This is a genomic window from Arthrobacter sp. AIWTK1 (assembly GCF_056680535.1).
In genome coordinates, this window is record NZ_CM155287.1 from 758,766 (window position 1) to 776,660 (window position 17,895).

17 protein-coding genes and 1 tRNA gene are annotated in these 17,895 nt (G+C 66.1%); 10 read left to right on the forward strand and 8 right to left on the reverse strand.

Features of this window, described 5'->3' with window-relative positions:
• Nucleotides 1-76 precede the first annotated feature (76 nt).
• A complete protein-coding gene (locus AC1MDG_RS03635) occupies nucleotides 77-2,920 on the forward strand; it encodes a cation-translocating P-type ATPase (protein WP_479807626.1) in 2,844 nt (947 codons plus the stop codon).
• On the opposite strand, the gene AC1MDG_RS03640 is transcribed toward AC1MDG_RS03635, so the two are convergent.
• The gene (locus AC1MDG_RS03640) at nucleotides 2,870-4,198 is read right to left on the reverse strand and encodes an MFS transporter (protein ID WP_479807627.1); all 1,329 of its coding nucleotides are present in this window, start codon (nucleotides 4,196-4,198) and stop codon (nucleotides 2,870-2,872) included. The genes AC1MDG_RS03635 and AC1MDG_RS03640 overlap by 51 nt on opposite strands.
• A gap of 88 nt (nucleotides 4,199-4,286) precedes the next feature.
• Between AC1MDG_RS03640 and AC1MDG_RS03645 the strand changes: the two genes are divergently transcribed.
• Both AC1MDG_RS03645 and AC1MDG_RS03650 read left to right on the forward strand, forming a co-directional pair.
• Complete coding sequence (locus AC1MDG_RS03645) at nucleotides 4,287-4,694, forward strand: hypothetical protein (protein ID WP_052500473.1); 408 nt, start codon at nucleotides 4,287-4,289, stop codon at nucleotides 4,692-4,694.
• A gap of 110 nt (nucleotides 4,695-4,804) precedes the next feature.
• Entirely contained in the window at nucleotides 4,805-5,266 is a 462-nt protein-coding gene (locus tag AC1MDG_RS03650; RefSeq protein ID WP_479807629.1) for a hypothetical protein, read from the forward strand.
• 215 nt (nucleotides 5,267-5,481) lie between these two features.
• On the opposite strand, the gene AC1MDG_RS03655 is transcribed toward AC1MDG_RS03650, so the two are convergent.
• Nucleotides 5,482-5,554, reverse strand: a tRNA-Thr gene (locus tag AC1MDG_RS03655).
• Between the two features lie 237 nt (nucleotides 5,555-5,791).
• Between AC1MDG_RS03655 and AC1MDG_RS03660 the strand changes: the two genes are divergently transcribed.
• Nucleotides 5,792-6,568 carry an HAD family hydrolase gene (locus AC1MDG_RS03660; RefSeq protein WP_479807631.1) on the forward strand — a complete coding sequence of 259 codons (777 nt, stop codon included), beginning with the start codon at nucleotides 5,792-5,794 and terminating at the stop codon, nucleotides 6,566-6,568.
• A gap of 45 nt (nucleotides 6,569-6,613) precedes the next feature.
• Here AC1MDG_RS03660 and AC1MDG_RS03665 read toward each other — a convergent pair whose 3' ends face one another.
• From AC1MDG_RS03665 to tmk, 3 genes are all read right to left on the reverse strand, one after another.
• Nucleotides 6,614-8,188 (reverse strand): alpha/beta hydrolase, encoded by a 1,575-nt coding sequence (locus AC1MDG_RS03665; RefSeq protein ID WP_479807633.1) that lies wholly within the window; start codon nucleotides 8,186-8,188, stop codon nucleotides 6,614-6,616.
• A 74-nt stretch (nucleotides 8,189-8,262) separates the two neighbouring features.
• A complete protein-coding gene (locus AC1MDG_RS03670) occupies nucleotides 8,263-9,405 on the reverse strand; it encodes a DNA polymerase III subunit delta' (protein WP_479807635.1) in 1,143 nt (380 codons plus the stop codon).
• Nucleotides 9,402-10,070 carry a dTMP kinase gene (gene tmk / locus AC1MDG_RS03675; RefSeq protein WP_479807637.1) on the reverse strand — a complete coding sequence of 223 codons (669 nt, stop codon included), beginning with the start codon at nucleotides 10,068-10,070 and terminating at the stop codon, nucleotides 9,402-9,404. The genes AC1MDG_RS03670 and tmk overlap by 4 nt, the downstream gene beginning before the upstream one ends.
• A gap of 89 nt (nucleotides 10,071-10,159) precedes the next feature.
• Between tmk and AC1MDG_RS03680 the strand changes: the two genes are divergently transcribed.
• Together AC1MDG_RS03680 and AC1MDG_RS03685 are read left to right on the forward strand one after the other, a co-directional pair.
• Nucleotides 10,160-11,344 carry a trans-sulfuration enzyme family protein gene (locus tag AC1MDG_RS03680; RefSeq protein WP_479807639.1) on the forward strand — a complete coding sequence of 395 codons (1,185 nt, stop codon included), beginning with the start codon at nucleotides 10,160-10,162 and terminating at the stop codon, nucleotides 11,342-11,344.
• 9 nt (nucleotides 11,345-11,353) lie between these two features.
• Nucleotides 11,354-11,707 (forward strand): DUF2516 family protein, encoded by a 354-nt coding sequence (locus tag AC1MDG_RS03685; protein ID WP_011690585.1) that lies wholly within the window; start codon nucleotides 11,354-11,356, stop codon nucleotides 11,705-11,707.
• Between the two features lie 12 nt (nucleotides 11,708-11,719).
• On the opposite strand, the gene AC1MDG_RS03690 is transcribed toward AC1MDG_RS03685, so the two are convergent.
• Complete coding sequence (locus AC1MDG_RS03690) at nucleotides 11,720-12,577, reverse strand: class I SAM-dependent methyltransferase (protein ID WP_200890937.1); 858 nt, start codon at nucleotides 12,575-12,577, stop codon at nucleotides 11,720-11,722.
• A gap of 101 nt (nucleotides 12,578-12,678) precedes the next feature.
• Between AC1MDG_RS03690 and AC1MDG_RS03695 the strand changes: the two genes are divergently transcribed.
• The gene (locus tag AC1MDG_RS03695; protein ID WP_479807642.1) at nucleotides 12,679-13,425 is read left to right on the forward strand and encodes a phosphoglyceromutase; all 747 of its coding nucleotides are present in this window, start codon (nucleotides 12,679-12,681) and stop codon (nucleotides 13,423-13,425) included.
• A gap of 76 nt (nucleotides 13,426-13,501) precedes the next feature.
• Here AC1MDG_RS03695 and phoU read toward each other — a convergent pair whose 3' ends face one another.
• The gene (gene phoU / locus AC1MDG_RS03700) at nucleotides 13,502-14,164 is read right to left on the reverse strand and encodes a phosphate signaling complex protein PhoU (RefSeq protein ID WP_043478326.1); all 663 of its coding nucleotides are present in this window, start codon (nucleotides 14,162-14,164) and stop codon (nucleotides 13,502-13,504) included.
• Nucleotides 14,165-14,369: 205 nt separating this feature from the next.
• On the opposite strand from phoU, the gene AC1MDG_RS03705 reads away from it, so the two are divergent.
• Both AC1MDG_RS03705 and AC1MDG_RS03710 read left to right on the forward strand, forming a co-directional pair.
• Entirely contained in the window at nucleotides 14,370-15,590 is a 1,221-nt protein-coding gene (locus AC1MDG_RS03705) for a sensor histidine kinase (protein ID WP_043478329.1), read from the forward strand.
• Nucleotides 15,587-16,267, forward strand: a complete 681-nt coding sequence (locus AC1MDG_RS03710; RefSeq protein ID WP_043478332.1) for a response regulator transcription factor — start codon at nucleotides 15,587-15,589, stop codon at nucleotides 16,265-16,267. Before AC1MDG_RS03705 ends, AC1MDG_RS03710 begins: the two co-directional genes overlap by 4 nt.
• A 164-nt stretch (nucleotides 16,268-16,431) precedes the next feature.
• Here AC1MDG_RS03710 and AC1MDG_RS03715 read toward each other — a convergent pair whose 3' ends face one another.
• Nucleotides 16,432-16,968 (reverse strand): hypothetical protein, encoded by a 537-nt coding sequence (locus AC1MDG_RS03715; RefSeq protein ID WP_479809012.1) that lies wholly within the window; start codon nucleotides 16,966-16,968, stop codon nucleotides 16,432-16,434.
• Nucleotides 16,969-17,319: 351 nt separating this feature from the next.
• Here AC1MDG_RS03715 and AC1MDG_RS03720 point away from each other — a divergent pair, with 351 nt between their 5' ends.
• Nucleotides 17,320-17,802: a CarD family transcriptional regulator gene (locus tag AC1MDG_RS03720; RefSeq protein ID WP_011690592.1), complete on the forward strand. Its 483-nt coding sequence runs from the start codon at nucleotides 17,320-17,322 to the stop codon at nucleotides 17,800-17,802.
• Nucleotides 17,803-17,895 lie beyond the last annotated feature (93 nt).

A 17,895-nucleotide genomic window follows, 5' to 3' on the forward strand; every position in this document is an offset into this window, starting at 1 on the left:
GCCATGACCGGTGCCCTTGGCCCCTTGCGGTGCCCCGGCCGGTGAGCGAGTGTAGGGGCATGTGGGTGACAGCGGCATGACGGATGCTCCCCGCCAGGTGGCATTTCATGACGCCGGCTCCTGGCACATCCGCCATGCAGCCGAGGCGGTGGCCGCCTACGGCGTTGACCCCGGTACCGGTCTCACCTCGGACGAAGCTGCCCGCCGGCTCGAGCGTGACGGTCCCAACCAGCTCGAGTCCGCGCCGCCGGTACCGTGGTGGCGAAGGGTCCTGTCCCAGTTCCAGGACCCGCTGATCTACCTGTTGCTGGCGGCGATCGCCATTTCGGTGGTGGCCTGGACGGTGGAAGGTGCCCGCGGCGTTCCGGTCGATGCGCTGGTGATCAGTGCCGTGGTCCTGTTCAATGCGGTGCTGGGCTTCGTCCAGGAGAACAAAGCCGAGACCGCCGTGGCGGCCCTGCAGGTCATGACAGCGGCCAACTCCACGGTCCTCCGCGACGGCGAGCTGCAGACGGTGCCTTCAGCGGGACTCGTTCGCGGCGACATCCTTGCCCTGGGCGAAGGCGACGCCGTTGGCGCGGATGCCCGCCTGCTCACCGCCACCTCGCTCCGGGTCAGCGAAGCCTCCCTGACCGGCGAAAGTGAACCGGTTTCCAAGGCCCCGGGAACCCTGGCGGGAAATGTTCCGCTGGGGGACCGGCTGAACATGGTGTTCAAAGGCACGGCCGTCGCCCAGGGCGTGGGCCGGGCGGTGGTGACGGGAACAGCCATGGACACTGAAGTTGGCGCCATCGCCGGGATGCTGGAGCGGACGGTAGCGGAGCCGACTCCGCTGCAAAAGGAAATTGCGGGCGTGAGCCGGTTGCTGGGCACGACGGTGATCGTCATCGCCGTCGTCGTGATGGCCACCGTGGTTGCGGTTAACGGCGTCACCTCCCTGGGCGATCTTGTGACCGTCCTGCTGCTCGGGGTATCGCTGGCCGTGGCGGCTGTCCCCGAGGGACTGCCCGCCATCCTGTCCGTCGTGCTGGCGTTGGGCGTGCAGCGCATGGCCCGCCGCAACGCCGTCGTCAAGCAACTGCACTCGGTGGAAACACTCGGCTCCGCCACGGTGATCGCCTCGGACAAAACGGGGACACTGACCAGGAACGAGATGACGGTGGGCCGGATTGTCACGGCCTCGGGCGAGGTGGAACTGACGGGGGTCGGGTACCGGCCCGAGGGCGGTGCCCGCCAGGACGGCCGGGACGATATTGATCCGGCCGTCCTGTTTGAAGCGGGGCTGGTCCTGGCCGGCGGCACCTTTGCGAACAACGCCCAGCTGAAGGAGCACGACGGCGAGTGGGAGATCCAGGGGGACCCCACCGAAGCTGCTTTCCTTGTCGCGGCACGCAAGCTCGAAGGTGTTACCGAGCGCGTCGGCGAATATGAACGCCACGGTGAAGTGCCGTTCACCTCGGAGCGCAAGCTGATGTCCGCGGTGGCCCACCATAAGGAGCTGGGCACACTGTCCCTCATCACCAAGGGAGCCCCGGACGTGCTGCTTGGACGCTGCACCGGGGTGCAGGTGGGTGAAAGCATTGTCCCGCTGGACGACAGGCGCCGCGAACAGGCACTCGCTGCGGTGGATGCCCTGTCCGCGCAGGCCTTCCGGACGCTCGGCGTCGCCTATCGTCGGTACGGGGACGAGGACCGGCACGAACTTGAGGTACTGGACGAAGCCGATGAAAGCACGCTCGTGTACCTCGGGGTGGTGGGCATCATCGACCCTCCCCGGGCGGAGGCCGCCGCCGCGGTGGCCGCGGCCCAGCACGCCGGAATTCGGGTGCTGATGATTACCGGAGACCACCCGCTCAGTGCGGCACGCATCGCCCGCGACCTGGGGATAGCGGGGGCCGGGGAGCGGGCCGTCACCGGGGCGGAACTCGACGCGCTGGACGAGGCAGGGCTGCGCGCCGTTGCTGCCGCCACATCGGTCTATGCACGGGTGGCCCCGCAGAACAAACTGCAGATCATCGATGCACTCCAGGCTCAGGGCAACGTGGTGGCCATGACGGGGGACGGGGTCAACGATGCGCCGGCGCTGAAATCTGCGGATATTGGCATCGCGATGGGCATCGCCGGGACGGAAGTGACCAAGGAAGCATCCAAGATGATCCTGGCCGATGACAACTTCGCCACCATTGTCGCGGCCGTACGCCAGGGCCGCATCATCTTTGAGAACATCGAAAAGTTTCTTCGCTACCTGCTCTCCTCCAACATGGGCGAGGTGTTCACCGTGTTCCTCGGCGTCGTTTTCGCCGGGGCGCTGGGCCTGGCCGACGCACCGGGTGAAGCCGTGGCGCTTCCCTTGCTGGCCACCCAGATCCTCTGGATCAACCTGGTGACGGATTCCGGACCGGCGCTCGCCATGGGGGTGGACCCGGAGATCGACGACGTCATGGCCCGCAGGCCGCGTGCGACCACCGAGCGGATCATCGGCAGACGGATGTGGTCAGGCATCCTTTCGGTGGGACTTGTCATGGGACTCGCGTCCCTGCTCAGTATCGACATCTTCCTGCCGGGCGGCCTGGTGGAGGGTGACGATTCCCTGCAGGTGGCGCGTACCGCCGGGTTCACCACCCTGGTGTTCGCCCAGCTGTTCAATGCGTTCAATTCGCGTTCCGAGACCTCCAGCGCCTTTCACCGCCTGTTCGTCAACAAATGGCTGTGGGGTGCTGTCACACTGGCTGTGGCCCTGCAGGTGGCCGTCGTTGAGATGCCGTTTCTGCAGGGGGCGTTCGGGACCGCGTCCATGGATGCCTACCACTGGGGAATGTGCGTGCTGCTGGCGTCCGCGGTGCTGGCTTTTGGTGAACTCCGGAAAATGTCATTCAGGCTCCGGACCCGGCTCCGGCACCGCAACGGGGCGGCGGCGTGACCGGACCACTGTGGCTATCAGCAGAACAATAGCCACCAACTGCAGGGCCGCCACGGCGGCAATGAGCGCCGGACGGGAGCCGTAGAGCGCGCCGTACAAGGCTCCACCGGCAAGTGCGCCGCCCCCTTCGAAGGCGGCAAAGATGCCATAAGCTGTCCCCTGCCTGGCCGGCACCACCAGATCGGCCACCAGCGCCTTCACGGTTGAGTCCTGGATGCCCGTGGCGGCTCCCCATACGAGGACCCCGGCCAGCACAGGTCCCAAAGTGGGGGAGAACGCCAGGACCGGGATCAAAGCAACAAGGACCGGCAGGACAAGGAGCACGGCACCGCCGGCGTGGTCGTAGCCGTATCCGCTGGCGAGGGCTCCCAGCGCCGCTGCCGCCATGGCGGCAGCATAAACCAGCGGGACGGCGGAAACAGGGGTATCAACCGCGGCCGTCAGATGGAACGCGATGACGCCGAAGGCCACCAGGCCAGCACTCCAGAAGAACGCGGAGGCGGCGAAGAGGACGAACACAGGAGGAAGGCGTCCCCCCGGCTTGGCGACAAGTCCCGGCGCACCCCGGGCGCCCGGGGCACCTCGGGTGCCAGGGGCGCGCGGGGTGTCTCCCGCATCCGGCGTTTCCAGTAGTTCAGCCGCTCGCTGTGGGTCGGGGACGCGGGGCCGCATCCGGAACAGGAGGGCCATGGCAAGGGCCCCGGGAAGGGCCAGGACCGCAAAAGCCGGCCACAGTGCCCCGGTGGCCGCGATGACCGCGGAGGCGATCAGGGGCCCAGCAAACGCGCCGGCAAGGTCGAGGGACTTGTGCACGGCGAAACCGCGTCCACGTCCGACTGGCCCGGCAACAGAGGCGAGCAGGACAGTCTTCGCAGGGCTCCGCACGGCCTTGCCCACGCGGTCGCCGATGATCATTGCGGACGCCAGCAGCAGCCCCGCGGCTCCCGCAAACGGTGTAACAGCCAGCAGGGGAACACTCAGCACTGTCAGTGCATAGCCGGCAAGCGTGAAAGTCCAGTACTTACCAGTGCGGTCCGCCCATGGGCCAAAAATCAGCCGGAGCCCCTGGGCTGCGGCCTCGGCAGCGCCCGTGACCAGCCCGACCACCAAGGCGGAGGCACCGAGCTGGGCCAGCAGGGGGCCGGCGAGAGGACGTGCGCCGTCGGACACGGCGTCGACAGCCAGGCTGACCAGACCGAATCCAAGCACCATCTTCCAGGGCGAACCCGGCAGCGCCGGGCCGCCTGGAGCAGCCTGGTCGGAAGGATGCGGTTTCACAGCTCAAGCGTTTCGGACGGCCTGCAGGAATACAATAGCTCCGGCTGTTGCCGGTGGCCGTGGACAGACCAGCGGATAAGATCACAGGGTGACGAACTCACCGAGTGGCGAACGCTATGTCGTGCGCCGGTGGTGGAGCAGCCGGGCGCTGCCTTGGGCAGGCCTGGTGGGTCTTTCCATCATCCTGACAGGCATTTCCTTGGAGCGGACCATGTTGTTCGCCTACGAGCCGGTACCGGAGTTTGTAGAGCGGCTGCGTGTGGGCAGGCTGTTCATGCTCGCGGGATCGGCAGCGTCCATCGCCGCCGCAGTCTGGTCCCAGATCCGGCAGTATCCGCTGTGGGTAACGCTCTGCGTTGCCGCTCCGGTGGCGCTGGTGGGCCTGGCCACGATGATCACCACGCCGCCATCGTTCATGCCGCAGATCTTTGGCCTGTTCGCCCTGCCGGCAGCACTGGCAGGTCTCATCGGAGGGGTCACCTTCAAACGCCGGTGACGACCCGGCATGCCTTGCAGGCAGTGCATCCACCTGCGGTCGATGAGGAATACTGATCTACGCATGTCTCCTTATGGAGACCATCGACCTCGGAAAGCCCCTGGAGCATCATGGACACCGAATCAGCACCAACGCGGCCACCCATCAAGGAGCCGCACTTCGGGCCCCGCGTATCCATCACAGGGATCATCATCGCCATCCTTTGGGTGATCACTTTCAATAGCCACTCTCCCCAGGAAGGCAGCGTGTTCACTAACGGAACCGTCGTCGACCAAGAGATCGCCTCCAAGGGCATCTGCTCACCGATCGCCGAGCTGATTGTGGACGGAGTTGCCTACCGGACTCGTCCAGGCCTCGGAGCTGAGCCCTGTGCACACGAAATCGGCGATCCGATCGAGGTCGCGTACCACCCCGACGACATCAGCGGAACCCTGCAGATTCCCTACGATGACAAGGCCACACGGCAAGTGATCGTCATTTCCTTGCCCGGCTGGATTCTTCTCTCGGCCAGCGCCGTCTCACTTGTCAACAACATCAGGTACCGCCGGAGAGTGCGGTCGGCCCCGGCCTGAACACGCGGAAGCCGGCGTCGTCGCGCTGCTATTTTCGGAGCGGGCACCCGGGGCGGTCACGTGGCCGGCCGACGTCTCGTCGCGCATCAGGCGGGTCAATTCCCCGTGCTCAATGTGTGCCGTACGGTCGCCTTGAGCTCAAACGGCGACCACAGATATGCCAGTAAAAAACCCCGCATCGTCACCGAACCAGCGACAACACGGGGTTCTTCCCGAGCTTCCTATCAGAATCGAACTGATGACCTTTTCATTACGAGTGAAACGCTCTACCGACTGAGCTAAGGAAGCACCGCATGAAATTCCCGGAAGAACCGGGCGGATCATGCAAGAGACAACTGTAATAGAGTCCCTTCCCCGGGTCAAAATGAGCCATTCATGTGCCCGCCGGGGAGCCGTCTTGGACGTTGTCTGGATGTTCACCCGGCCGTCAGGGCGGGTTCAGCAGGGTGTCCGGGAGCGCCTGCACTGTGGAACGACCACTTGCGGCCGCGTCGGCGGCCGTTTCTCAGCGAAGGGGCTTGGGCCATGACTCCGGACACAGCAGACGCATCCGCACGGGAAGTATGGGAAACCGCGCCGGCAGCGGCCCGCACGCAGCCGGGTGCCGCCGAAGATCTCCGGCACGAGGTCCGGCTGGCCGTCCTGGCGATGGTGGGAACAACAGTGTTCGACGGCGGCCTGCTGGAGCGTGCCATGACCCGCACCTTGGCGGACCAGGGTGTGGCGGAAGGGTCGGCGCCGTTTGAGCGCATGCTCCGGTACGCACGGGACACCGCAGGGACGTCGAAACTTGAAGTCTTCAGCCATCTGTTCGAGGACCGTTCACGGACGGCCGCGGCGAACTCTTTCTTCGAGCGCAGCTGCGATGAACTGATAGCAGACGGCATCATCCGGGCCGTTCCCGGCGCCGAGGACGCCATTGGCTGGCTGCGGGAGGCCGGCATCATGGTCTGCCTGGCCACCGGGTTCGGTCGCCACACGCAGAACATGGTGCTGGAAAGCCTTGGCTGGATGGGGCTGGCGGACCTGAGCCTTTGCCCGGCCGACGCAGGGCGGGGCAGGCCCTATCCGGACATGATCCTGACAGCCGTCCTGGCGCTGGACCTGGACGATGTCCGGAAGGTTGCCGTCGTGGGTGACAGCTGCGCGGACATCGAATCGGGACTGCGGGCCGGTGCCACCACGGTGGCCGGAGTCCTCACGGGGGCGCACGGGGAGCCGGCCCTGCGAGCGGCGGGTGCCACCGCCGTCGTGCAGTCCGTCCGTGACCTGCCGGTGCTGCTGGAGCCCCGGTCCGCTTAGCCGGTTACGGCAACGCGGCTTACGGCAACGCGGCGGTGCGCCCGCCTAACACTGCGTGTTATCCGCAGGCGCCTCTCCGGTGAGGAGGTAGCCGTCCACGGCGTCGGTGACGCAGCTGTTGGAGCGCCCGTACGCCGTGTGGCCTTCCCCCTTCCACGTCACCAGCGACGCGTTGCCCAGCTGCTTGCGCAGGGCCCCCGCCCATTCCACCGGCGTCGCGGGGTCACCCGTGGTGCCCACCACCACAATGGGGGCCGAGCCCGGGTACTCCACGGGCGCCGGCGTGCGGATGCTCTTGTAGGGCCAGTCCTGGCAGTTGGTGCCGCCGTAGGCAAAGAAGTAGCCCAGGGTGGGGGATTCCTGCCGCAGCTTCTGCTCTTCGGCCCGCATGGCGGCAGGGTCCGTCACCATGGGGTAGTCCAGGCAGTTGATGGCGTTGAAAGCGAAGGCGCTGTTGGACGTATATTTGCCGCTCGGGTCGCGGTCGGCGCCAAAGTCGGCCAGCCGCAGCATCGGCGAGGGATCGCCCTTGAGGGCCGCGTCCAGCGCCTGGGTGAGCAACGGCCAGTTGTCGTCGTTGTACAGGGGCAAAATGAGGCCGCTGACGAAGGCCGAGCCGGTCACCATCCTGCCGTCCTGGGCGCGCCGCGGACTCGCGTCCACGGACTCCACCAGGTCCCGGATCTGCTGGACGCCGCTGTCCACGGTGCCGGTCAGGGGGCAGCCGCTATCCGCGAGGCACTTCGCCACGTAGGCGCGGATTGCCTTCTCAAACGCGCGGGCCTGGCCGCTGGTGAGCTCCTCGTTGCTGAGGGAAGGGTCCAGGGCGCCGTCCAGCACCATGCGGCCCACGTTGTCCGGGAACAGGGAGGCGTAGGTGGATCCCAGGAAGGTGCCGTAGGAGTAGCCCAGGTAGTTCAGTTTGGTGTCGTTGACCACGGCCCGCAGGATGTCCAGGTCCTTGGCAGCGCTGACCGTGTCCACGTGCGCCAGCACAGGGCCGGTCTTTTCGGCGCACTTGGCCGCCGTTGCCTTGTTGTCGGCGAGGGCGGCTGCGAGGCCGGCGTCCGAACTCAGGTCGTAGTTCTTGGTGCGGGACTCGTCGCGTTCCTGGTCGGTGAGGCACGTGACGGGGGCGGACCGCTTCACTCCGCGCGGGTCGAAGCCCACCAGGTCGTAGCGGGCACGCACTTCACTGGAAACGTTCGTCGCACCGGCGTCCTTGACGAAGTCGTAGCCCGAACCGCCCGGACCACCGGGGTTCACCAGCAGGCTGCCGGTCTTTTTGCCCGTTGCCTTCATTTTGAGGGCCGCGATCTCGATGCTGTCGCCGGCGGGCTTCGTGTAGTCGACGGGGACCTTGATTTTGGCGCACTCGAGCTTGTCCTCGCAGGACGTCCAGGAAACTTCCTGCGAGTAGAAGCTCCGGAGCTCTTCGGGAGCCGCTTCGGCGATGGACGGGTCCGCTTTGCCGGTGCTCCCGCCGGCCGATCCGCCGTCGGACTGGCCCAGCAGGGTGCAGCCTGTCAGGGCGAGCAACACGGCCAGGGTGCCAGCAGCTGCCTTGGCCACGGCCGATCCGGACCGTGACCGTAGGGGCAGACGTCGGGCAGGCTTCATGCAGGGCTCCTTGAGGGACTTGGCGTGGGCTCGGGCGAACATACGGCGGCGGGAGGGGGTTGGGCGGGGCGGCACTAGATCAGGCTCGCCGCCATGGATTCGATGGCCAGCAGGGGCGCCACGTTGGTGGTGGTGATCCGTTGTCGCGCCTTGTTGATGGCATCCATCCGGGCAAGTGTTGCCTCCGGACCTGAACGGGCGGCAAACTCCGCCAGCTCGCTCGTGAGTTCAACGTTCACCAGTTCCACGGCGTTCCCCATCTGGATGATCAGCACGTCACGGTAAAACGAGAGCAGGTCCGTGAGGGTCCGGTCAAGGGAATCGGTAATGGAACGTTTGGCCCGCCGCTTCTGGTCATCCTCGAGCTGCTTGAGCTGGCTTCTCATGGCGGGCGGCAGGGTGCCGCTTTCCGGTGCCCCGAGCGTGGCCAGCAGCGCCGCCTTTTCTTCGGCGTCGCGCACTTCGTTGGAGCTGTTGGCTTCCTCGGTGGCGATCTTCACCAGCTTTTCGGCCATCAGGACCGCGGCGGTGATGCCCCGCAGTCCCAGCGGAAAGCGGACGGTTTCCATGCGCCGCTCGCGGGCGTCGGCGTCCCGGGCGAGCCGGCGGGCAATGCCCACGTGGCTCTGGGCGGCGCGGGCCGCGCGTTCAGCAAGAGCCGGATCCACGCCGTCGCGCCTCACCAGCAGCGCCGCGACGTCGGCAGCAGGGGGGAGCCGCAGCGCCACCGGCCGGCAGCGGGAACGGATGGTGACCAGGACGTCCGCCGGCGACGGCGCGCACAGCATCCACACGGTGCGGGGCGTGGGCTCCTCGATTGCCTTGAGCAGCACGTTCGTGGTCCGTTCCGCCATGCGGTCGGCATCCTCCACGACGATGATCCGCCAGCGTCCGGACGAGGGGCGGTTTCCCGCCGTGGACACGAGGTCCCGGGCTTCATCAATGGTGATGGTGACTTTTTCGGTGCGGACGAAGGCCACATCCGAATGCGTTTCCCCCAGGATGGTCAGGCAGGCGGCGCATTCGCCGCAGCCGCGCTGGGTGACGTCCTCCTGGTCGCAGTTGAGGGCGGCGGCAAAGGCTTTAGCGGCGTTGGACCGGCCGGATCCGGGCGGCCCGGTGAACAGCCAGGCATGGGTCAGGCCTTCGCCCTGTGCGGCCTGGCGGAGCTGGGCGACGACGGCGGGCTGGCCCTGCAGATCGTCCCATACCGTCATGGGGCAACGCCTTCTGCGGTGGCCTGCCGGGCCCCTATCAGCGCATCCACCCGTGCCAGGATGAGCCCGGCCAGCTCGGCGACGGGCAGGTGGGCCGGCAGCACCAGGTAACGGTCCGGCCGGCCCGCGGCGAGGTCAAGGAAAGCGGTACGGATCGTGGCGTGGAATTCGTCCGCTTCGGATTCCATCCGGTCTTCGGCGGCGTCACCGGCGGTGCGGCGGAGACGGCCCACGGCGGGGTCGACGTCAAGCAGCACGGTCAGGTCCGGCTGAAGGCCCGACGTGGCCCATTCGTTCAGTTCGCGCACGGCATCGGTTCCGAGTTCCCGTCCGGCGCCCTGGTAGGCCACTGAGGAATCGATGTAACGGTCCGTGAGGACGATGTCGCCGCGTTCCAGGGCGGGCAGGATGACCTGGTCCGCGTGGGCGGCACGGGATGCGGCAAAGATCAGGGCTTCGGTGCGGGCGTCGATGTGGCCGTGGCCGTGGTCCAGTACAAGGGACCGCAGCTTTTCACCGATCGGCGTGCCGCCCGGTTCCCGGGTGCGCAGCACCGTGAAGCCGCGCGAATCAAGGGCCCCGGCCAGTGCTGCGGCCTGCGTGGACTTGCCTGCGCCGTCGCCGCCTTCGAAGGCGATGAACAGTCCGGGGTTCTGGGTAGTCACATGACCAGCCTACCGATAATCACTGACACCGTAGGTGCCGGGCCGTAACGCCTTTCCTGCGCTGTGGGCCTCCCACGTACTCTTTCACCATGAGTCTTTCCGAACAGCAAGCGGCCGCGCTGTCGGCTGAAACGGTGGTTGTGGCCGCCGGCCGCCCGGCCCGCAAACGCGATGCGCCCGTCAACCCGCCCATCGTCCTGTCCTCCACCTATTTCGGGACGGGACCGCTCGCAGACGGCGACCGCGGCTACGGGCGCTACTCCAATCCCACGTGGGATCCGTTCGAAGAAGCCCTGGGCCAGCTGGAGGGGGCGTCCCTCCCAGGGCTGCTGTACGCCTCCGGGCTGGCCGCCGTCAGTTCTGCGCTGTCCCTCATCCCGGCCGGGGGAGTGCTGGTGATGCCGTCGCACAGCTATGCCGGTTCATTGGTGATGGCAACGGAACTCGCGGAGAAGGGCCTGTTCGAACTTCGCACCGTGGACATCGCGGACACCGATGCCGTGAAGGCCCTGCTCGCTCCGGCGGAGGGCAAGCCCGCCAGCATGCTGTGGCTGGAAAGCCCCACCAACCCGATGCTCGGCATCGCTGACATCCGTGCCCTGACCGCTGCCGCCCACGAGGCAGGCGCGATCGTTGTCACCGACAACACGTTTTCCACGCCACTCGTCCAGCAGCCGCTGAACCTGGGGTCCGACGTCGTCCTCCATTCCGTGACCAAATACCTGGCCGGACATTCCGACGTCGTTTTGGGCGCCCTGGTGACCTCCGACGCTGCGATCCGCGCAAAGCTGCTGCACCACCGCATCATCCACGGCGGTATCGCAGGCCCGTTCGAAGCCTGGCTTGCACTGCGCGGGCTGCGGACCCTGGCGCTGCGCATCGAGCGTTCGCAGGCGTCGGCGGCCGTCCTTGCCGAGCGGCTGAGTAACCATCCCCGGATCGAGAGCATCCGGTTCCCGGGACTGGAGACGGATCCAGGCCACGAGCGCGCCAAGTCGCAGATGAAGGGCTTCGGTTCCATCCTGTGCGTGCAGATCGCCCCGGCCGGCGGCCTCAACGGGGCCGACGCTGCGGACAAGGTGGTCCGTGCCCTGCACCTGTGGCTGCCCGCCACCTCGCTGGGCGGGGTTGAATCCCTGATTGAACGACGACGCCGCCACGCGGCCGAACCGGTCAGCGTACCGGACAACCTGGTCCGCCTGAGCGTCGGGATTGAAAACGTTGAAGACCTCTGGGCCGATTTGGAGCAGGCCTTGGACGCTTTGGGCGGCTAGGCTGGGGACGTGGACGGAAAACAGTTGATTATCTTCGTCGAGACCTGGGTCTATTTCATCCTTGCGCTCGTGGCTTTTGGCCTTGAAGCATGGGCGTTCTTTGATTGCCTGCGCCACAAGGCGAACGCCTTTGAGGCTGTTTCCAAGCGGACCAAAACGTTCTGGCTGGCATTGACCGGCGGCGCTGTGGCCATCGGCGGCCTGTCCCTTTACGGTGGCGGCGGTGGCGGTTTCGGCACCCTCGGCCTGTTCGGCCTCGCGGCGGTCACCGCTGCGTCGGTGTACCTCGCTGACGTGCGACCCGCAGTGAAAGACGCCGGCCGCGGCGGCAGCCGCAACATGGGCCCCTACGGGCCCTGGTAACCAGGCAACACCTCAGGCGGGCGCCACAGCGTCCCAACCGACAGTTAACTCGCCCAGCCGCCAGCGTGACGGTCCGTCCTGGACGGGCCAGCCGCCGTCGAGCATTGCCCGGCACATGGCTGTCCACCGTTGCCGGTTCCCGAACGCGGCCAGCGGCGCTGCGTCCAGCCAGGCCTTGTCCAGTGCCTGCAGGAAGCCGTGGATTCTCTCCCCGGGCACGTTTCGGTGGATCAGGGCTTTCGGCAGCCGCTCGGCAATCTCGGAGGGCAGCGCGAAGCCGCCGAAGCGCATGGAGATGCTCAGGCTCAGCGGGCCGCCGGCGTCCAGCGCCACCCAGGTCACGCGGCGTCCTATTTCGTCGCAGGTGCCGTCGATGAACAGCCCGTTGGGGCCCAGCCGGCCCCGGACCAGCGCCCAGATGGCCTCAACGTCCGCTTCCTCGTACTGCCGAAGGACGTTGAACGCGCGTACTATGACCGGCTGCCCGGGCACGGGGATCTCGAACCCGCCCACATGGAAGCTCAGCCCGGACCGCTCCAAGGGTTTGGCCGCCCGGACCCGCTCGGGCTCAATCTCTATCCCGGCCACCCGGACATCCGTGCGCACCGCGGACAAACGGTCGAACAGTTCGACGGCGGTGGCCGGCGAGGCGCCGTAGCCCAGGTCAATGACCAGCGGGTCGCTTGCCCGGCGCAGCCGCCAGGCCTGTGTCCCCGTGAGCCACCGGTCCAGGCGCCGCATCCGGTTGGGGTTGGTGGTGCCGCGGGTCACGTTGCCCACCGGCCGGCTGTTTTTGCCTGCGCCGCCGGCCCCGCCCCGGGTTCCGCTCCCGGTCCGGGCGGCGGCCACCCGTTCAGCTTTCTGCACCACCGGACAAGCTTAACGGTCCTGGTCCCGGCGTCCTGCCCCGATTACGGCCGGCCGGTGTAACGCTCGGCGGTGCCGCCGCCTGCTCGGCTAGGATGAAAACCATGACTTACAAGCTGATTCTGCTGCGCCACGGCCACAGCGAATGGAACGCCAAGAACCTGTTCACCGGCTGGGTGGATGTTGACCTCAACGACCAGGGCCGCGAGGAAGCGGCACGCGGCGGGGAGCTTCTGGTTGAGAACAATGTTCTCCCGGATGTGCTCTACACCTCCCTCCTGAAGCGTGCCATCAACACCGCCAACATCTCCCTGGACAAGGCCGACCGCGGCTGGATCCCGGTCAAGCGCGACTGGCGCCTGAACGAGCGCCACTACGGTGCACTGCAGGGCAAGGACAAGGCACAGACGCTCGCCGAGTACGGTGAAGAGCAGTTCATGGAGTGGCGCCGTTCGTACGACACCCCGCCGCCGCCCCTGGACGACAGCAGCGAGTTCTCCCAGGCGCACGATCCCCGCTATGCCGACCTGGGCGACGCCCTCCCGCGCACCGAGTGCCTCAAGGACGTCCTCATCCGCCTGATGCCCTACTGGGAATCGGACATCAAGGAAGACCTCAAAGCCGGTAAGACCGTCCTGGTCACCGCCCACGGCAACTCCCTGCGCGCCTTGGTCAAGCACCTTGACGGCATCAGCGACGAAGCCATTGCCGGCCTGAACATCCCCACCGGCATCCCGCTGGTCTACGACCTCGACGAGGACTTCAAGCCGCTCAACCCCGGCGGCACCTACCTCGACCCCGAGGCCGCTGCCGAATCCATCAAGGCAGTCGCGAACCAAGGCAAAAAGTAAGCGAACGACGGCGGGCCGGTCACCTTTCGGTGACCGGCCCGCCGTCGTTATGCCGGATGGAATCCCGGCAGAGAGGTCAGCTGATTTCGGTGCTGTGCGGGTGCCACGCGCCGGTGACCAGGTACGTGACTTTCTGGGCGACGGACACGCCGTGGTCTGCGAAGCGTTCAAAGTAGCGGCTGGCCAGGGCGACGTCCACGGTGGTGGCCGGTGACTCGTTCCAGTCGCTGCGGGCGATGGCCTTGAAGACGCTCAGGTGGAGGTCGTTGACGGTCGCATTCGCCTTGAGGATGTCACGGGCAACTTCCAGGTCACGCGTTTCCAGGAGCTCGGTGAGCTTGTCCGCGATCAGCTGGTCCTGCTCGGCGAAGCTCTTGAAGGTTTCGGCGAGCTGCGCCGGAATCACGTTGGCCGGGTAGCGGAGCCGCGCCAGCTGGGCGATGTGCCGGGCGAGGTCTCCCATGCGCTCCAGCGAGGCACTCATCCGCAGGGAACCCACGATCATCCGGAGGTCGCTGGCCACGGGGCCCTGGAGGGCCAGGATGTCGATGGCCCGCTCGTCCAGGCTGTTCTGCAGGAAGTCGATCCTGGCGTCGGCGGCGATGACATCCTGGGCGAGGTCGACGTCCGCCCCCTCGAAAGCAGTGGTGGCCTTGGCGATGGCCTCGCTCACCAGCTTTGAAATTTCGACGAGCTGCTCGCCCACCTGTGTGAGCTCCTCCTGAAAAACCTTACGCACTACGCGTCCTTTCCTTGGAAAACCGTCCCCCACCGAAGTGGCAGCCGGATTTCGTATCACCGCTCTGCAGTCCAACTAATAACTCTGTCAGCGTCCGGTGAACTGTTACGCACCTATAGGTGAACGTTAGCTGAACCCGGCCGGGAATCGCATCAGATTCGCTTTGGGCGCCCGGGGCAGAGCATAAGCTGGAACCGTGGATCCTATGCTCATCGGTGTCATCGCGGGCCTCATCGGCCTGTCCTTCGGCATCTTTGGCGTGCTCGCCTTCCGGGTCAGCGAACAGCAGCGCAAGCTGGTGGATGTTGAATTCGACGAACCGGCGCTGCCGCCCGGCGCCGCGGAGGTGCTCGCCGTCGTCGGCCGTGCCTTCGTCGTGGTCGACGCGATCGACGGCGTGGTGAGGGCAAGCCCGGCGGCGTACGCCTTCGGCCTCGTCCGCGGCCACACGGTAGTCCACAAGCAGCTCCTGGACATGACGGCGCGGGTGCGGCGCGACGGCGTCATCCTCGAGAAGCAGTTCGAACTGCCCCGGGGTCCGCTGGGCCAGGGGACCATCATCGTCCAGGTCCGGGCAGCCATGCTCGGAGAGGAATACATCCTGCTGCTGGCGGACGACCGGACCGAGATCACCCGTACCGAGGAGATCCGCAACGACTTCGTGGCCAACGTGTCCCACGAGCTCAAGACCCCGGTCGGCGCCATATCCCTGCTGGCGGAAGCGCTTGAGTCCTCGGCGGACGACGAAGAGGCCGTCCGCCGCTTCGCCAAGCGGATGCAGAAGGAATCGACCCGGCTGGCCGCGCTGGTGCAGGACATCATTGAACTCTCCCGGCTGCAGGGCGCCAACGTTGCCCAGCAGGGGCACGCGGTGGACATCAACTCCGTCATCACCGAGGCCGTGGACCGTTCGCAGCTGCCCGCCGAAAGCAAGAACATCTCCATCGTGGTCGGCGGCCATGTGGACGCCATGGTGTACGGGGACCAGGACCTGCTCGTGACGGCGCTGCGGAACCTGATCGACAACGCCATCCGCTATTCTCCGGAGAACACCAAGGTGGGGGTCGGGGTTCGCGCCAAGGAAGGGCTGATCTCGATCTCTGTCACCGACCAGGGGGACGGCCTCAGCCCGGAGGACCAGGAACGCGTCTTTGAACGCTTCTACCGTGTGGACGCCGCCAGGTCGCGGCAGACCGGCGGCACCGGCCTGGGCCTGAGCATCGTCAAGCACGTTATTTCCAACCACGGCGGGGAAGTGACGCTGTGGTCGCAGCCCGGCCAGGGGTCCACCTTCACCATCAGGCTTCCAGAGATGGAGGGGCAGGACGACGGCGACGCCTCCGCGGCGCCGGCAGCGGCCGCCCGCAGCACCTCACTACACAGTAACGACGCCTCCGGCGTCCATGAGCAAGGAGCCAGCGCTTGAGCAGGATTCTCATAGTCGAGGACGAGGAGTCGTTCAGCGACCCGCTGTCCTACCTTCTGGGCAAGGAAGGATTCGAGGTGGAGGTCGTGGATAACGGCCTGGACGCCATCACGGAGTTCGACCGGAACGGGGCTGACCTGGTGCTCCTGGACCTCCAGCTGCCCGGCCAGTCCGGCACCGAAGTGTGCCGGCAGCTTCGCCAGCGTTCCACCGTTCCTGTCATCATGCTGACAGCCAAGGACGCTGAAATCGATAAGGTCGTGGGGCTGGAACTCGGGGCTGACGACTACGTCACCAAACCGTATTCATCCCGGGAACTTGTTGCCCGGGTCAGGGCGGTCCTGCGGCGGCAGGGCGAGCCCGAGGAGCTCATCACCAACACGGTCCAGGCCGGTCCCGTGCGGATGGACGTCGAACGCCACGTGGTGAGCGTGGACGGCGAGCAGGTATCGCTGCCGCTGAAGGAATTCGAACTGCTGGAGATGCTGCTCCGCAATTCAGGCCGGGTGCTGACCCGCGGCCAGTTGATCGACCGGGTCTGGGGGTCCGATTACGTTGGCGACACCAAGACTCTTGATGTCCACGTCAAGAGGCTGCGCAGCAAGATCGAGCCGGACCCGTCGGCACCGAGGTACCTCGTGACGGTCCGCGGCCTGGGCTACAAGTTCGAACCCTAGGCACACCGCCCGGCGCGCCGGGCCCCCGGCGCACCGGCCCCCGGCGCACCGGCCCCCGGCGCGCCGCCCGGCGCGTCGGGCAGGGCGAAACCGGCGCAACACAACCGGACAGCACAAAAGGAGGGCTCCCGCGCGGCGGGAGCCCTCCTTTGTGGTGTTGCGAGCTAGTGGCTTTCGCTGCTCGTGGGAGTCGGCGTAGCGGTCCCGGACGGGGTGGGTTCGCTGCCTTCCGGCAGGTACTGCTTGTACTCGGGCAGCGTGGCGTCCAGCACGGGCACCTTGACCTTGGCGGTCTGGTTGGTGCCGTCCTCGGAAATGGTGACCTCGGACAGGGAGCCCGGGATGGCGCCCGTGGTGCTGAGGATCGCCGGATCCGCGGATTCGTTGAGGAGGGTGTAGGAGTTCTTCTTCACAGGCACCTGCGTCTGTGAGCCTCCCGCACCGTTGATGGTCAGCTTGACGTCGCTGGACGAGGAGTTGTAAACAGCCCCGACCACGCGGCCCGGCTTGTCCTCGCCGGTGGAAACGATCATGAAGTTGCGGATCTGGAGGGGGCCCAGATCTTCCCTGGTGCCGTCAGACGCCGAGTACTGCTCAGAAGTTTGCTGCGGGTTGATGTAGCCGCAGCCGGTCACGGTCAGCAGGCCGATGGCAAGTGCTGCCGTTGCCATTGCCAGCTTGCCGCGCTGGCCCCGGTTCATCGCAGTGAAACGCACGTCACGCACTCCTTGAGAGTCTTGAAACATTATTCAGCCATAGCCTATCCTCAAACGGTCTCAAACAAGGATTCGGGCGGTACACATTAACGTCCGGAAACCCGTCCCGCCTGACCGGTCCGTACCCTGTCGGCTGCGCCGCAACCCTGGCCGGCGGCTGCCTCCGTCTGCCCTTGGCACGCCCCTCCCGATGCACTAATATCCGCATCCGTCAAGGGGTTGGAGGGGGTTGATTGGCCCCATTTTCCTTGTATTTACTGGGTTCGAGGCCCCGATCCGTGCCAGTTGTATGCCTTAATCGTGATAAACTGGTCTGCGGGAAAGGGGAAAGTCCACATGGTTTTTGAGGTCGGCGAGACAGTAGTTTACCCTCACCACGGTGCAGCAAAAATTGAAGAAATCAAGATGCGCACCATCAAGGGCGAAGAGAAAATGTATCTCAAGCTCAAGGTGGCCCAGGGTGATCTGACCATTGAAGTTCCAGCAGAGAACGTTGACCTTGTTGGTGTTCGTGACGTAGTGGGCAAAGAAGGTTTGGAGCATGTCTTTGACGTGCTGCGAGCCGAGTTCACTGAAGAGCCTACCAACTGGTCGCGTCGTTACAAGGCAAATCTGGAGAAGCTTGCTTCCGGGGACGTCATCAAGGTGGCAGAGGTCGTTCGCGATCTGTGGCGCCGGGATCACGACCGCGGCCTTTCCGCAGGTGAGAAGCGTATGCTGGCCAAGGCCCGCCAGATTCTGATTTCAGAACTGGCACTGGCTGAAAAGACGGATGAAGAGAAGGCTGCAAGCGTTCTCGACGAAGTCTTGGCTTCCTAAGAATTGAACCCCGGTGGCTCACCAGCCGCCGGGGTTTCTTTTTGCCCTTTTTTGGACAAAATCCGGGATTTCGCCCGGCGCCGGAAGGGCCCG